General features: G+C 64.9%; 15 protein-coding genes. 7 read left to right on the top strand and 8 right to left on the bottom strand.

What is annotated here, in order from left to right:
* Window positions 1–97: 97 nt before the first annotated feature.
* Entirely contained in the window at window positions 98–1,075 is a 978-nt protein-coding gene (locus PMI38_RS14965; RefSeq protein ID WP_008095470.1) for an NADPH:quinone reductase, read from the bottom strand.
* A 134-nt stretch (window positions 1,076–1,209) separates the two neighbouring features.
* On the opposite strand from PMI38_RS14965, the gene hemF reads away from it, so the two are divergent.
* Both hemF and aroE read left to right on the top strand, forming a co-directional pair.
* Complete coding sequence (gene hemF, locus PMI38_RS14960) at window positions 1,210–2,121, top strand: oxygen-dependent coproporphyrinogen oxidase (protein WP_008095468.1); 912 nt, start codon at window positions 1,210–1,212, stop codon at window positions 2,119–2,121.
* 26 nt (window positions 2,122–2,147) lie between these two features.
* Complete coding sequence (gene aroE / locus PMI38_RS14955) at window positions 2,148–2,972, top strand: shikimate dehydrogenase (protein WP_008095467.1); 825 nt, start codon at window positions 2,148–2,150, stop codon at window positions 2,970–2,972.
* Window positions 2,973–3,085: 113 nt separating this feature from the next.
* On the opposite strand, the gene PMI38_RS14950 is transcribed toward aroE, so the two are convergent.
* The 3 genes from PMI38_RS14950 to betC form a co-directional block, all read right to left on the bottom strand.
* A complete protein-coding gene (locus PMI38_RS14950) occupies window positions 3,086–4,651 on the bottom strand; it encodes a SulP family inorganic anion transporter (protein ID WP_008095465.1) in 1,566 nt (521 codons plus the stop codon).
* A 132-nt stretch (window positions 4,652–4,783) separates the two neighbouring features.
* Entirely contained in the window at window positions 4,784–5,707 is a 924-nt protein-coding gene (gene choX / locus PMI38_RS14945) for a choline ABC transporter substrate-binding protein (RefSeq protein WP_008095463.1), read from the bottom strand.
* Between the two features lie 15 nt (window positions 5,708–5,722).
* Window positions 5,723–7,240, bottom strand: coding sequence for a choline-sulfatase (gene betC, locus PMI38_RS14940; protein WP_008095461.1), 1,518 nt, complete (start codon window positions 7,238–7,240; stop codon window positions 5,723–5,725).
* Window positions 7,241–7,349: 109 nt separating this feature from the next.
* Here betC and PMI38_RS14935 point away from each other — a divergent pair, with 109 nt between their 5' ends.
* Window positions 7,350–8,249 carry a choline sulfate utilization transcriptional regulator gene (locus PMI38_RS14935; RefSeq protein ID WP_008095460.1) on the top strand — a complete coding sequence of 300 codons (900 nt, stop codon included), beginning with the start codon at window positions 7,350–7,352 and terminating at the stop codon, window positions 8,247–8,249.
* Window positions 8,250–8,346: 97 nt separating this feature from the next.
* On the opposite strand, the gene PMI38_RS14930 is transcribed toward PMI38_RS14935, so the two are convergent.
* Window positions 8,347–8,964 carry an NAD(P)-dependent oxidoreductase gene (locus tag PMI38_RS14930; protein ID WP_008095459.1) on the bottom strand — a complete coding sequence of 206 codons (618 nt, stop codon included), beginning with the start codon at window positions 8,962–8,964 and terminating at the stop codon, window positions 8,347–8,349.
* Window positions 8,965–9,016: 52 nt separating this feature from the next.
* On the opposite strand from PMI38_RS14930, the gene PMI38_RS14925 reads away from it, so the two are divergent.
* Window positions 9,017–9,349: a DOPA 4,5-dioxygenase family protein gene (locus PMI38_RS14925; protein WP_008095458.1), complete on the top strand. Its 333-nt coding sequence runs from the start codon at window positions 9,017–9,019 to the stop codon at window positions 9,347–9,349.
* A 110-nt stretch (window positions 9,350–9,459) separates the two neighbouring features.
* Here PMI38_RS14925 and trpA read toward each other — a convergent pair whose 3' ends face one another.
* Together trpA and trpB are read right to left on the bottom strand one after the other, a co-directional pair.
* Window positions 9,460–10,269, bottom strand: coding sequence for a tryptophan synthase subunit alpha (trpA, locus tag PMI38_RS14920; RefSeq protein ID WP_008095456.1), 810 nt, complete (start codon window positions 10,267–10,269; stop codon window positions 9,460–9,462).
* Window positions 10,266–11,483 carry a tryptophan synthase subunit beta gene (trpB, locus tag PMI38_RS14915; protein WP_008095454.1) on the bottom strand — a complete coding sequence of 406 codons (1,218 nt, stop codon included), beginning with the start codon at window positions 11,481–11,483 and terminating at the stop codon, window positions 10,266–10,268. Before trpB ends, trpA begins: the two co-directional genes overlap by 4 nt.
* 110 nt (window positions 11,484–11,593) lie before the next feature.
* On the opposite strand from trpB, the gene PMI38_RS14910 reads away from it, so the two are divergent.
* The gene (locus tag PMI38_RS14910; protein ID WP_008095452.1) at window positions 11,594–12,490 is read left to right on the top strand and encodes a LysR family transcriptional regulator; all 897 of its coding nucleotides are present in this window, start codon (window positions 11,594–11,596) and stop codon (window positions 12,488–12,490) included.
* Here the strand turns inward: PMI38_RS14910 and PMI38_RS14905 are convergent.
* Window positions 12,487–12,810 carry a DUF883 family protein gene (locus tag PMI38_RS14905; RefSeq protein ID WP_008095450.1) on the bottom strand — a complete coding sequence of 108 codons (324 nt, stop codon included), beginning with the start codon at window positions 12,808–12,810 and terminating at the stop codon, window positions 12,487–12,489. The genes PMI38_RS14910 and PMI38_RS14905 overlap by 4 nt on opposite strands.
* Window positions 12,811–12,960: 150 nt before the next feature.
* Here PMI38_RS14905 and PMI38_RS14900 point away from each other — a divergent pair, with 150 nt between their 5' ends.
* Both PMI38_RS14900 and PMI38_RS14895 read left to right on the top strand, forming a co-directional pair.
* Window positions 12,961–13,176 carry a dodecin gene (locus tag PMI38_RS14900; RefSeq protein WP_008095448.1) on the top strand — a complete coding sequence of 72 codons (216 nt, stop codon included), beginning with the start codon at window positions 12,961–12,963 and terminating at the stop codon, window positions 13,174–13,176.
* Between the two features lie 102 nt (window positions 13,177–13,278).
* On the top strand, window positions 13,279–13,500 hold the full coding sequence (locus PMI38_RS14895; RefSeq protein WP_008095446.1) for a DUF1161 domain-containing protein: 222 nt from the start codon (window positions 13,279–13,281) through the stop codon (window positions 13,498–13,500).
* Window positions 13,501–13,584: the final 84 nt, after the last annotated feature.

The following is a 13,584-nucleotide window of genomic DNA, read 5'->3' as shown; positions in this document are numbered from 1 at the left end:
AAGCCGGCTCCCACAGGTAAACCACCGCCTGCCAGAGCGGCGCCTATCCTGTGGGAGCCGGCTTGCCGGCGAATGGGCCGCAAAGCGGCCCCCGGGTTCAGGGCAGTAGAACAGTCGACCCCACAGTCCGCCGCGCCGACAGCTCAGTCTGCGCCTTGGCCGCCTCGCTCAGCGGATAGCGCTGCTGGATATCCACAACCAGCTTGCCACTGCCAATCATGGCAAACAGATCATCCGCCATGGCCTGGGTGTTCTCGGCATTGTTGGCATAGCTGGCCAAGGTCGGCCGGGTGACATACAGCGCGCCCTTCTGCGCCAGAATCCCAAGGTTCACCCCACTCACCGCGCCCGAGGCATTGCCAAAACTCACCATCAACCCACGCGGCTGCAGGCAGTCCAGCGAGGTCAGCCAGGTGTCGGCGCCGACGCCGTCATACACCACGGGGCATTTCTTGCCATCGGTCAGTTCCAGCACCCGCTTGGCCACATCTTCGCGGCTGTAGTCGATGGTCGCCCACGCCCCCAGTGCCTTGGCCCGCTTGGCCTTCTCGGCGGAGCTGACGGTGCCGATCAGCTTGGCGCCCAACGCCTTGGCCCATTGGCACGCCAGCGAGCCCACGCCCCCGGCCGCGGCATGGAACAGGATCACCTCGCCCGGCTGCACGGCGTAGGTCTGCTTGAGCAGGTACTGCACGGTCAAACCCTTGAGCATCACCGCCGCCGCCTGTTCGAAGCTGATGTTGTCGGGCAGCTTCACCAGGTTGGCTTCCGGCAGTGTATGCACTTCGCTGTAGGCGCCCAGCGGGCCGACGGCGTAGGCCACGCGGTCACCCACTTTGAGACGGGTCACACCCTCGCCAACCGCATCGACCACCCCAGCCCCCTCGGTGCCCAGGCCCGAAGGCAGCGCAGGTGGTGCGTACAGGCCGTTGCGGAAATAGGTGTCGATGAAGTTCAAGCCGATTGCATGGTTACGCACGCGTACTTGCTGCGGCCCGGGTGGTGCCGGGTCGAACTCCACAAGCTGCAGCACTTCGGGGCCGCCATGCTGGCTGAACTGGATACGCTTGGCCATCTCGCACTCCTGTTGTCGGGATCGGGAAAGGCCTTCTATCGGACGCCTTTGCTTGACCGCCGTCAACTGCGGCGCGCGCTCTGGCGGTGGTATGCTACGCGGCGAATTCTTCCCTGCCCGTTCCTGGTGACCCGATGACTAGCCGCACCGAGGCCGTGAAAGCCTACCTGCTCGACCTGCAAGACCGCATCTGCTCTGCCCTCGAAGCCGAAGACGGCGGCGCCCGCTTCGTCGAGGATGCCTGGGTGCGCGAAGCCGGCGGCGGGGGGCGCACGCGGGTCATCGGCGAGGGCAAGCTGATCGAGAAAGGCGGCGTGAACTTCTCCCACGTGTTCGGCGCCGGCCTGCCGCCGTCGGCCAGCGCCCACCGCCCCGAACTGGCGGGCCGTGGTTTCGAAGCCTTGGGCGTGTCGCTGGTGATCCACCCGCACAACCCGCATGTGCCGACATCCCACGCCAATGTGCGTTTCTTCATTGCCGAGAAAGAAGGTGAAGAAGCGGTCTGGTGGTTCGGTGGCGGCTTCGACCTGACCCCGTACTACGGCAATGAAGAAGATTGCATCCACTGGCACCGCGTGGCCGAGCAGGCTTGCGCGCCGTTCGGCGCCGACGTCTACCCGCGCTACAAGGCCTGGTGCGACCGCTACTTCCACCTCAAGCACCGGGGCGAGCCGCGCGGCATTGGCGGATTGTTCTTCGATGACCTGAACGAGTGGGACTTCGACACCTGCTTCGCCTTCATCCGCGCCATCGGCGATGCCTACATCGAGGCTTACCTGCCCATCGTCCAGCGCCGCAAGGACACGCCCTACACCCCTGAGCAGCGCGAGTTCCAGGAGTACCGCCGCGGTCGTTACGTGGAGTTCAACCTGGTCTACGACCGTGGCACCCTGTTCGGCCTGCAGTCTGGCGGTCGCACCGAGTCGATCCTCATGTCGCTGCCGCCGCAGGTACGCTGGGGCTACGACTGGAAAGCCGCGCCGGGCAGCGAGGAAGCACGCCTGACCGAATACTTCCTGCAAGACCGCGACTGGCTCGCCCAGTAAGCCTGTGGATAACCGAGGAGCCCCCCATGGACCAGTACGTCGTTTTCGGTAACCCGATTGGCCACAGCAAGTCGCCGCTGATTCATCGGCTGTTCGCCGAACAGACCGGCCAGGACCTGGAGTACACCACCCTGCTGGCGCCGGTGGACGAGTTCAGCGACTGCGCCCGGGGCTTCTTCAAGCAAGGCAGCGGCGCCAACGTGACCGTGCCGTTCAAGGAAGAGGCCTACCGCCTGTGCGACAGCCTCACCCCGCGTGCCCAGCGTGCCGGGGCGGTGAATACGTTGAGCAAGCTGGCGGACGGCACCTTGCAAGGTGACAACACCGATGGCGCCGGCCTGGTGCGTGACCTGACGGTGAATGCCGGGGTCGAGCTGACCGGCAAGCGCATTCTCATTCTGGGCGCCGGGGGTGCGGTGCGGGGTGTGCTGGAGCCGATTCTGGCCCTCGACCCGCAATCGCTGGTGATCGCCAACCGCACCGTGGAAAAGGCCGAGCAGCTGGCGCGTGAGTTCGATGAGCTGGGGCCGGTGGTGGCCAGCGGGTTTGGCTGGTTGCAGGAGCCGGTGGACGTGATCATCAACGCCACCTCGGCGAGCCTGTCCGGCGAGTTGCCGCCGATTGCCGAGAGCCTGGTCGAGGCCGGGCGCACGGTGTGCTACGACATGATGTATGGCAAGGAGCCTACGCCGTTCTGCCAGTGGGCGAGCAAATTGGGCGCGGCCCAGGTGCTGGATGGGCTGGGCATGCTGGCTGAGCAGGCGGCTGAGGCGTTCTTTATCTGGCGTGGAGTACGGCCGGATACGGGGCCGGTGCTGGACGAGCTGCGCCGGCAATTGGCGCGGGGCTGAGGTTTTGGGGCCGCTTTGCGGCCCATCGCCGGCAAGCCGGCTCCCACAGGTTCACCGCTGCCCTCGCGTGGGAGCCGGCTTGCCGGCGATGGGCTGCAAAGCAGCCCTAAAGTTCACTCCTCAAATCGAATAGGGCAAAGCTCCATCCCTTCCAGCTTCTGCAATTCCTCGATCACCTGCGGCCTGGCCCGGTGCAAGGTCAGACTCCCCCCCGCCCGCCTCAACCGCCGCGCCTCGCGGTGCAGCATGTCCACCCCCGAGTAATCGATGAAGTTCACCTGACGCGCATCGATCACCACATGCGGCCCCTGGCAGCGCTGCAGCCGCACCTGCAGGTAATGCGCCGCACCAAAGAAGATCGACCCGCCCACCCGCAGCACGTCGGCCTGCCCTTCGCGGCTCTGCTGCACCCGTGGTCGCGAAGTGCGCTTGAGGTAGAAGAACAGCGAAGCCAGCACCCCGGCATAAATCGCCGTCTGCAACTCCAGCAGCAAGGTCGCTGCAGCAGTCAGCGCCATGACCAGAAACTCCGAACGACTCACCCGGAACAACGCGCGGATAGCTCGGTGGTCAACCAACCCCCAACAGATCAGCAGGATGCTGCCCGCCATGGCCGGGATTGGCAGATGCGCGATCAGGCCGGCACCGGTCACCGCGAACAGCGCCACCCACAGCGCCGAGAACACACCGGCCAGAGGCGAACGGGCGCCGGCGTCGTAGCTCAGGCCTGAACGAGTGAACGAGCCGGAAGACAGGTAGCCGGAGAAGAACGCGCCGACCATGTTCGACAAGCCCTGTGCACGGATTTCCTGGTCGGCGTCGATCAGTTGCTCGGAGCGTGCCGACAGCGAGCGGGCGATCGACAGGCTGGTCACCAAGCCGAGCATGCCTACCGCAACGGCGCTGGGCAGCAGGCGCAAGATCAGCTCCAGGTCCAGCAAGGGCAATGGGCTGAGCGGCGGCAGCTGGCCGGTGAAGGCCGGTACCCGGGCCACATGGCCGAAGAAGCCCGGCAGCAGCCAGGCCAGCAGGCTGACCAGCACCAGGCTTATCAACAGGCTCGGCCAGCGCGGGCGCCAGAGTTTGAAGGCCACACCTGTCACCAGGGTCGCCAGGCCAAGCAGCAGCGACGGCAGGTCGACCTCGCCGGCATGGCTGGCCAGGTCCTGCACGGTCTTCAGCGCCGTGGCCTGGCTCGGCAGGTCCATGCCCATCAGGTTCGGCAACTGGCCGAGGGCGATGACGATGGCGGCGCCCAGGGTAAAGCCGAGCACCACCGAATGGGAGACGAAATTGACCAGCGCGCCGAAGCGCAGCAGGCCGAGCAGCAGTTGGAAAATGCCGCCGAGGAACGTCAGCAGCAAGACCAAGGTGACGTAGTCGTCGCTGCCGGCCACGGCCAAGGGGCTGATGCTGGCGTAGAGGACAATGGAGATGGCGGCGGTGGGGCCGCAGATCAGGTGCCAGGAGGAGCCCCACAAGCAGGCGATCAGCACCGGCACGATGGCGGCGTACAGGCCGTATTCGGCGGGCAGGCCGGCGATCAGGGCGTAGGCGATCGATTGTGGCAGGGCGAGAATCGCACCGCTCAGGCCCACCAGCAGGTCCTGGCGCAGGCTGCGGCCCGATTGGCGGGGGAGCCAGGTGAGGAAGGGCAGCAGGTGGGTGAGGCGAAGCATGAGTTTTCCAGGATCCTTGTCGGTGCACCGAACACTGTGGGAGCGGGCTTGCCCCGCGAACACCGGCAAAGCCGGTGCCATGCACCGGGGTGTCTTCTTCGCGGGGCAAGCCCGCTCCCACAGGAGTAAAAATCACAGTTTTGCTATGACAGCCTCTTTTGCATCGCTGCCTGTTTGAGTCGTCACTCCAGCCAACCAACTTTCCAGGACTTCGGGGTTCGCCTTGACCCAAGCCTTGGCCGCCTCATCGAAGCTGATCTTCTTATCCACAACCTCGGCCATGATGCTGTTTTCCATGTCGAGGGTAAATTTCAGATTGCCCAGCAGCTTAGCCGCATTCGGGCAGGCTTGTGGATAACCCTTGCGGGTCAGGGTGTAGACCTCGCCTTTGCTGCCAAACCACTGCTCCCCGCCCGTCAGGTAGTGCATCTTCAACTTCACGTTCATCGGGTGCGGTGTCCAGCCGAGGAAGGTGATGAACTGGTTCTTCTTCACCGCGCGGTCGACCTGCGCCAGCATCGCCTGCTCGCTCGACTCCACCAGCTTCCACTGGCCGAGGTCGAACTCATTCTTGTCGATGATCGCCTTCAGCGACAGGTTGGCGGGGGCGCCGGAGCCAATCCCGTAAAGCTTCTTGTCGAACTGGTCGGCGTGTTTCTGCAGGTCGGCGAAATCCTTCACGCCGGCATTCCACACGTAGTCGGGCACCGCCAGGGTGAATTCGGTTCCCTCCAGGTTGCGCGAGAGTTGCTGCACATCGCCATTGGCGATGAATTTGTCATGGAAGCCCTGCTGCGCCGGCATCCAGTTGCCGAGGAAGGCATCGACCTTGCCGTCCTTCAGGCCGCCGTAAATGATCGGCACCGCCAGGCTGTCGACCTTGACCTGGTAGCCCAGGCTCTCCAGGAGCAGCCGGGCAATGGCATTGGTGGACGCAATGTCGCTCCAGCCGGGGTCGGCCAGCTTCACGGTGCTGCATTGTGCGTCGTCGGCGTGGGCCGTGACGTTGGCCAGGCCAAGGGCCAGGGCGATCACGGCGGTGGAGAACTTGTGCATGGCGGTCTCTCTTCATCAATCCATGGGTGCGGGCTGTGGGTAACGTGCCTTGCGCTCGAGGTCGTCGAGATCGATGTGATTGCGCATGTACTGTTGGCTGGCGTCCACCCAGGGTTGGTGGTCCCAGCTTTTCAGCGTGCCGATGGCCAGCGCCTCGGCCACCAGGCGGCGGCGCCGTTGGCTGGCCAGTACCTGCTGGCGCAGGCTGGGGATATCCCAACGCTGGCGGGCTTCATCGACAAATGCCTGCAGCACCCCTTGGTGGTCAGGGCTGCCGGTGAGGTTCTCCCGTTCGTGCGGGTCGCGGCTCAGGTCATAGAGTAAACAGGGGTCGTCTTCGCTGTATACGAACTTGTAGGCGCCGCGGCGGATCATCATCAGCGGGCCGACCGTGCCTTCTGCCATGTATTCGCCAATCACCTCGTCGTGACCGCCCTGCCCCTGCAAATGGCCGAGCAGCGAGCGGCCGTCCAGATGCAGGGATTTATCCACAGCCCCGCCGGCCAGTTCCACCAGGGTCGGCAGCAGGTCGCAGGTCGATACCGAGGCACTCACGCGCGACGCGGCGAAGCGCTTGGGCGCATGGATGAGCAGCGGCACCCGCGCCGACATCTCGAACCAGTGCATCTTGTACCAGAGCCCGCGCTCGCCAAGCATGTCGCCATGGTCGCCGGAGAACACGATCAGGGTGTCGTCGGCCAGGTTGCATTCCTCCAGGGTCTGCAGCAGTTGGCCGATGTTGTCGTCGATGTAGCTGCAGGCGCCGAAGTAGGCGCGGCGGGCGTCGCGGATCTTGTCCACAGGCAGGGGCTTGTCCCACAGGTCGTAGACCTTGAGCAGGCGTTGTGAATGCGGGTCCAGTGCTTGCTGGCTGAACTCGGCGCGGGGCATGGGGATATCCACACCTTCGTAGCGATCCCAGTAGCGCTTGGGAATGGTGTACGGGTCGTGCGGGTGGGTCATGGACACGGTCAGGCAGAACGGCCGGCCATCGTTTTCGCGCACATGGTCGTACAGGTACTGGCGCGCCTTGAACACTACCTCCTCGTCGAAATCCAGCTGGTTGGTGCGCACGCAGGGGCCGGCCTGCAGCACCGACGACATGTTGTGGTACCAGCTCGGGCGCGCGTCCAGGGCATCCCAGTTCACCGCCCAGCCGTAGTCGGCAGGGTAGATGTCGCTGGTCAGCCGTTGTTCGTACCCATGCAACTGGTCCGGGCCGCAGAAATGCATCTTGCCCGACAGCGCCGTGCGATAGCCGAGCCGGCGCAGGTAGTGGGCGTAGGTGGGTATGTCGGCGGGGAAGTCGGCGGCATTGTCGTAGGCGCCGATGCGACTGGGCAGCTGGCCACTGACCAGGGTGAAGCGTGACGGCGCGCACAACGGGCTGTTGCAGTAGGCCGAATCGAACACCACCGCCTGTTCGGCCAGGCGGCTCAGGTGCGGCATCTGGATGGGCGATGGTGCGTAGATCGGCAGCAGGGGGGCGGCCATCTGGTCGGCCATGATGAACAGGATATTCGGGCGCGTCATGGGAGGCTTCCATTGTTTAGGGTTATGCGAACCGCTTGCCTACCAAGATGCGACTGGGGCTAACATGGGTAAAGCCCATGGCGGGCAATGACTGGGATTAGCCGAGCTTATGTTTGACCACCTCGCCGAGCTGTCACTGGATACCTTGCGCGTGTTTGAAGCCGCCGCGCGCCTGCGCGGGTTCACGGCCGCCGCGCTGGAGCTGGGCACCACGCAGCCGGCGGTGAGCCAGCAGGTCAAACGCCTGGAGGCGCAGTTGAGTACGCGGTTGTTCGACCGCATCTACCGAGGCATCGAACTGACCGAGGCGGGCCAGCAGTTGTTCGAACAGGTCCACCAGGGCTTGCAGGCGATGGACGATGGCATTGCCGAAGTCAGCGGGCGCGGCCAGCGAGAGGTGCTGCAGGTGGCCACCGATTTTGCCTTTGCAGCCTTCTGGCTGATGCCTCGCCTGCAGCGCTTTCATGAGGCTTACCCACAGGTCGATGTGAGCCTGGTGACGGGTGAGCGCAGCCAGGCCATGCTGCGGCCGGACATCGACGTGGCGGTACTGTTCGGCGATGGGCGCTTTCATCAGGGTGAGAGCCGCTGGCTGTTCGATGAGGAAGTCTTCCCGGTCTGCAGCCCTCGGCTGATTCATGGCAAACCCTTGTCAGCCGTGGCTTTGCAGCGTTTGCCCTTGCTTCATTTGCGGGGCGAACAGGCCAGTGGCTGGTTCGATTGGGCGGGGGTGTTTCGCGGGTTTGGGGTGGCTAGCCCGCCCCCGGCTGGGCAGTTGCGGTTCGATAACTATACGTTGCTGATCCAGGCGGCGATTGCCGGCCAGGGGGTCGCGATTGGTTGGGGGCACCTGGTCGATGGGCTGGTGGAGCAAGGGTTGTTGTGTCGACCGTTGGAGGGGAGTTTGCGGTCCAAGCGGGGGTATTACGTGGTGCTGCCGCCGCGCAAGCGGCGGGGGGCGCTGATTGAGCGGTTCGTGGATTGGCTGGAAAATGAGCGAAGTGCTTGAGGGCCCCTTCGCGGGACAAGCCCGCTCCCACAGGAACCCCACCGGATTCGAGACTTGTGCTGAAACGGTGGGAGCGGGCTTGTCCCGCGAAGAGGGCTCAAGTCACGAAGTTCAGATGCTCGCCCCGATGCAGCCCCAGCTCCAGCATGTCGACCATCCCCGCCGCCACCCCGGCCAAGCGCCGCAACGGCTCATCCAGCTCCGGCTCCACCGTCCCACTGGCCGTGCGAAAGTGCTCGATCCCCATTCCAGGGTAGTCCTGCGGCGCATTGATCAGCGTCCAGTGCAGGGCACTGCGCTGCAGTGCATCGACCACATGATCGACGCACCCGCGTTCCTCGTCGGAGTAGCTGCCCGGCGCATCCAGTACAGCAAAATCGCCCACCAGCAACAGCCGGCGTATAGTCGTGCGACTTAGACCGGCCACCAGCGCCTCGCTCATCCGCCACTGTGCAGGCAGATCACCCGGCGCCAGCGCCGGAAGCAGGGCAATCACTGCCGAGCCGCCTGCGGCGCCCTGCTCCGCCTGGTCAGCGTCAGCCAGCCCGCCTATCTTGAAGTGCAGGCCCGGGCGCGGGGCGTGGCGATTGAGGTCATCGACCACGGCCGTGACTTCATGCTGGCGCGACAGCAGCTCGACCATCAGGGCACTGCCCAGGCTGCTTTCAGCCCCGAACAGGACCAGTTTGAACACTGGGGTTTCGGCATTTTTCACCACGTCACTCCCTTCGCAGGTGGTGATGGTTTGACCGCAATCAGGAGATATCGTGCAAAGGATCAAGGGCTATCACGCCCACGTTTACTACGACGCATCGACCCTCGAGCAGGCCCGTGAATTGTGCGAGGAAGCGGCGCGGCTGTTTCCCGTGACCATGGGCCGTCTGCACCAGAAGCCGGTCGGGCCGCACCCGGACTGGAGCTGCCAGCTGGCGTTCGGGCCGGAGGTGGTGGGGGTGGTGTTGCCGTGGTTGGCGTTGTATCGGAAGGGGCTGGTGGTGTTTCTGCATCCGCTGACGGGGGACGAGCTGGCGGATCACCGGGATCATGCGATCTGGATGGGGGCTGTCAGGCCTTTGGATCTGTCGATTTTTGGGGGATAGCGGGGGCCGCTTTGCGGCCCATTCGCGGGACAAGCCCGCTCCCACAGGTTCTGTGCAGCCTGCAGGAGCTGCGCGATCTCTGTGGGAGCGGGCTTGCCCCGCGAAGCAGATCAGGAACGCGCGCCGCGCACCCCTTCAGCCAGCGCCGAGCACAAGCTCAATACATCGCTGACAGCCTGATCGGCATCCTTGGCCTGAGCGATCTTGTCGACCAGCGCCGACCCCACCACCACGCCATCGGCCAAACGGGCAATCGCCGCCGCCTGCTCTGGCGTGCGAATACCGAAACCAACACTGATCGGCAGGTCGGTATGCCGGCGCAGGCGGGTAATCGCCTCGGTCACGTGCTCGGTGGTCGCCGAGCCTGCACCGGTCACACCGGCCACCGACACGTAGTAGACGAATCCGGAACTGCGCTCCAGCACGCGCGGCAGGCGCGCATCGTCGGTAGTCGGGGTGGTCAGGCGAATGAAGTCGATGCCGGCGGCCTGGGCCGGGGTGGCCAGCTCGGCGTCGTGCTCTGGCGGCAGGTCGACGATGATCAGGCCATCGACACCCGCCTCTTTGGCCTCGGCGACGAACTTCTCCACACCAAAGCGATGGATCGGGTTGTAGTAACCCATCAGCACGATCGGCGTAGCCTGGTTGCCAACGCGGAATTCACGCACCATCTGCAGGGTCTTGGCCAGGGTCTGGCCGGCTTCCAGCGCGCGCAGGGTGGCCAGCTGAATGGCCACGCCATCGGCCATCGGGTCGGTGAACGGCATGCCCAGTTCGATCACGTCGGCACCGGCAGCCGGCAGGCCCTTGAGGATCTGCAGCGAGGCGTCGTAGCCAGGGTCGCCTGCGGTCACGAAGGTGACCAGGGCGGCGCGGCCTTCGGCTTTCAGGTCGGCGAAGCGTTGTTCAAGACGGCTCATGCCTGTTTCTCCTGGGCGGCCATGTGGTTCATCACGGTTTGCATGTCTTTGTCGCCGCGGCCCGACAGGCAGATCACCATCAGGTGGTCCTTGGGCAGGGTCGGCGCGCGCTTGATCGCCTCGGCCAGCGCATGGGAGCTTTCCAGGGCCGGGATGATGCCTTCCAGGCGGCAGGAGGTGTGGAAGGCGTCGAGGGCCTCTTCATCGGTGATGCTGACGTACTCCACGCGCTTCACTTCGTGCAGGTAGGCATGCTCCGGGCCGATGCCGGGGTAGTCCAGGCCGGCGGAGATCGAGTGGGCGTCGGTGATCTGGCCGTCGTCGTCCTGCAGCAGGTAGGTGCGGTTGCCGTGCAGCACGCCCGGTACACCGCCGTTGAGGCTGGCGGCGTGCTTGTCGGTATCGACACCGTGGCCGCCGGCTTCGACGCCGATGATCTGCACGCTGGCGTCGTCGAGGAAGTCGTGGAACAGGCCCATGGCGTTGGAGCCACCGCCCACGCAGGCGATCAGGCTGTCAGGCAGGCGACCTTCCTTCTCTTGCAGCTGGGCGCGGGTTTCCTTGCCGATGATCGACTGGAAGTCGCGGACCATCGCCGGGTACGGGTGCGGCCCTGCCACGGTGCCGATCAGGTAGAAGGTGTCGTCGACGTTGGTGACCCAGTCGCGCAGGGCCTCGTTCATGGCGTCTTTCAAGGTGCCGGTGCCGGCGGTGACCGGGACGATCTCGGCGCCCAGCAGCTTCATGCGGAACACGTTGGCCTGCTGGCGCTCGATGTCGGTGGCGCCCATGTAGATCACGCAGGGCAGGCCGAAGCGGGCAGCGACGGTGGCGGTGGCCACGCCGTGCATGCCGGCGCCGGTTTCGGCGATCAGGCGCTTCTTGCCCATGCGCTTGGCCAGCAGCACCTGGCCGATGCAGTTGTTCACCTTGTGCGCGCCGGTGTGGTTGAGCTCTTCACGCTTGAAGAAGATCTTCGCGCCGCCGCAGTGCTCGGTCAGGCGCTCGGCGAAGTACAGCGGGTTGGGGCGGCCGATGTAGTCGCGCTGGAAGTAGGCCAGTTCTTCGAGGAACTTGGGGTCGGCCTTGGCCGCTTCGTACTCGCGGGCCAGGTCCAGCACCAGCGGCATCAGGGTTTCGGCCACGTAGCGGCCGCCGAACGAGCCGAACAGGCCGTTGGCGTCTGGGCCGGCGCGGTATTGGGTCTGGGTCATGGGGCGCTCCAGGGCGTTAGCAATGAGTGATGGGCTTTACTCTAACCACGGCAAGCCCGGCTGAAAACCGATAAGATTGCGTAAACCTGTCAGGAAAACTCACACGTCATATGGCCCAGGACCTCCCTCCCCTCAACGCCCTGCGGGCCTTCGAGGCGACTGCCCGGCTCAACAGTGTCAGCCAGGCCGCCGAAGTGCTGCACGTGACCCATGGTGCCGTGAGCCGGCAGATCAAGGTGCTGGAGCAGCACCTGGGGGTGGCGCTGTTCGTCAAGGACGGGCGCGGCATCAAACTCACAGATGCCGGCATCAGGCTGCGCGATGCCAGCGGCGAAGCCTTCGACAAGCTGCGCGGGGTGTGTGCCGAGCTGAGCCGGGATACCAGCGAGGCACCCTTCGTGCTGGGTTGCTCAGGCAGCCTGCTGGCGCGCTGGTTCATTCCCAGGCTCGGCCGGCTCAATGCCGACTTGCCCGAGTTGCGCCTGCACCTGTCGGCGGGCGAAGGCGACCTCGATCCGCGGCGGCCGGGGCTGGATGCGCTGCTGGTCTACGCCGAGCCCCCGTGGCCTGCGGACATGCAGGTGCATGTGCTGGCCGAGGAGCGCATCGGGCCGGTACTCAGCCCGCACTACGCCGGCTTCGAGCGCTTGCGGGGCGCGCCCGCCAAGGCCTTGCTCGGCGAGGCGTTGCTGCATACCACTTCCCGCCCGCAGGCGTGGCCGACCTGGGTCGAGGAGCAGGGCCTGGAGGTTGCCGAGGTGAAATACGGTCAAGCCTTCGAGCACCTGTATTACTTGCTCGAAGCGGCGGTGGCTGGCCTGGGCGTGGCCATCGCGCCTCAGCCGTTGGTGGCGGACGACTTGCGCGCCGGGCGTCTGTGCGCGCCCTGGGGCTTTTCGCCGACGCCTGCGGCACTGGCGTTGTGGGTGCCACGGCGCGCCGCGGATGGGCGCGCCGAGCAGTTGGCGCAGTGGCTGCGCCGCGAGTTGGGCCGGCAGGCCGGTTAGTTGCGGCGGTACAGCAAGTAGGCCGCCAGCAGGCCGAGTGCGCCAATCGCCACCCCTGCGGTGGTGACGGGGTGTTCCTGGGCGTAGTCGCGGGTGGCGATGCCCGTCTGGCGGGTACGGGTCTTCACTTCCTCATAAGCATCGCTGAGCAGGCTGCGCGAGTGTTTCAGCGCGCTTTCCGCGTTGCTGCGGATGGCCTTCACCGACTTCTGGGATTCCTCCGAGGCATCGTGCTTGAGGTTTTCCAGGCTTTTCAGAAGGCTTTCGATCTCCGCTTCCATGCTTTCCAGGGACGTTTTACGCAGCGAGTTGCGGTGCATGTTGACTCTCCTTTACAGAATGGACTGTAAGGATTGCGACTGCGTGGGCTGACGAAAGTGCGATCGAACTTTACCCGGCGGCGATGGTTCGCAGGTAAACCAGGCCTGCGCTGCTAGGCTCAATCTCACCGTCAATCAAGGAGTGCGCTCATGTCCGATCATCACACCTACAAAAAGATCGAGCTGGTGGGGTCTTCGCCGACCAGCATCGAAGAGGCGATCAACAATGCCCTGGCCGAAGCGGCCAAGAGCATCAAGCACCTGGAATGGTTCGAGGTGATCGATACCCGTGGCCACATCCGCGGCGACAAGGCGGCGCACTTCCAGGTCACGCTCAAGGTGGGCTTCCGCATCGCCAACAGCTGAGCGGCGTGGGGCTGGCAAAGCCCGGCGGGATGGCGTAATACAGTCAAAGGGGCGCCTGGCCGGCGCCCTTTTTGATTTTCATCTGAACAAGGAAAGCGAGCGATGAAGAAACTGGTTCTGGCAGTAGGGCTGATGGCACTGGCGGGTGGTGCGATGGCGGCCGGGAAGTCGTGCGAGGAACTCAAGGCGGAGATTGCGGCGAAGCTGGATGGCAAAGGGGTGAAGGGTTACACCCTGGAGATCGTCAAGAAGGGCGACCCGGCTGGCAAGGTGGTGGGCACCTGTGAAGGTGGCGCCAAGGAAATTGTCTATCGTCGCGGTTGAGCGGTGGCCCGATCGCCGGCAAGCCGGCTCCCACAGGTACCCCACTGACCTTGGGCCTGGTGATATCCCTGTGGGAGCCGGCTT

This window comes from Pseudomonas sp. GM84 (assembly GCF_000282535.1).
Lineage (GTDB): Bacteria > Pseudomonadota > Gammaproteobacteria > Pseudomonadales > Pseudomonadaceae > Aquipseudomonas.
This window is presented reverse-complemented; position numbering and strand designations above follow the sequence as displayed.

What these genes read in the sequence shown, in the direction of transcription:
- trpA (WP_008095456.1), bottom strand. Translation starts at nt 10,269, where the DNA reads ATGAGCCGTCTTGAACAACGCTTCGCCGACCTGAAAGCCGAAGGCCGC.
- trpB (WP_008095454.1), bottom strand. Translation starts at nt 11,483, where the DNA reads ATGACCCAGACCCAATACCGCGCCGGCCCAGACGCCAACGGCCTGTTC.
- PMI38_RS14910 (WP_008095452.1), top strand. Translation starts at nt 11,594, where the DNA reads ATGGCCCAGGACCTCCCTCCCCTCAACGCCCTGCGGGCCTTCGAGGCG.
- PMI38_RS14895 (WP_008095446.1), top strand. Translation starts at nt 13,279, where the DNA reads ATGAAGAAACTGGTTCTGGCAGTAGGGCTGATGGCACTGGCGGGTGGT.
- PMI38_RS14950 (WP_008095465.1), bottom strand. Translation starts at nt 4,651, where the DNA reads ATGCTTCGCCTCACCCACCTGCTGCCCTTCCTCACCTGGCTCCCCCGC.
- hemF (WP_008095468.1), top strand. Translation starts at nt 1,210, where the DNA reads ATGACTAGCCGCACCGAGGCCGTGAAAGCCTACCTGCTCGACCTGCAA.
- PMI38_RS14905 (WP_008095450.1), bottom strand. Translation starts at nt 12,810, where the DNA reads ATGCACCGCAACTCGCTGCGTAAAACGTCCCTGGAAAGCATGGAAGCG.
- PMI38_RS14900 (WP_008095448.1), top strand. Translation starts at nt 12,961, where the DNA reads ATGTCCGATCATCACACCTACAAAAAGATCGAGCTGGTGGGGTCTTCG.
- PMI38_RS14965 (WP_008095470.1), bottom strand. Translation starts at nt 1,075, where the DNA reads ATGGCCAAGCGTATCCAGTTCAGCCAGCATGGCGGCCCCGAAGTGCTG.
- choX (WP_008095463.1), bottom strand. Translation starts at nt 5,707, where the DNA reads ATGCACAAGTTCTCCACCGCCGTGATCGCCCTGGCCCTTGGCCTGGCC.
- betC (WP_008095461.1), bottom strand. Translation starts at nt 7,240, where the DNA reads ATGACGCGCCCGAATATCCTGTTCATCATGGCCGACCAGATGGCCGCC.
- PMI38_RS14935 (WP_008095460.1), top strand. Translation starts at nt 7,350, where the DNA reads ATGTTTGACCACCTCGCCGAGCTGTCACTGGATACCTTGCGCGTGTTT.
- aroE (WP_008095467.1), top strand. Translation starts at nt 2,148, where the DNA reads ATGGACCAGTACGTCGTTTTCGGTAACCCGATTGGCCACAGCAAGTCG.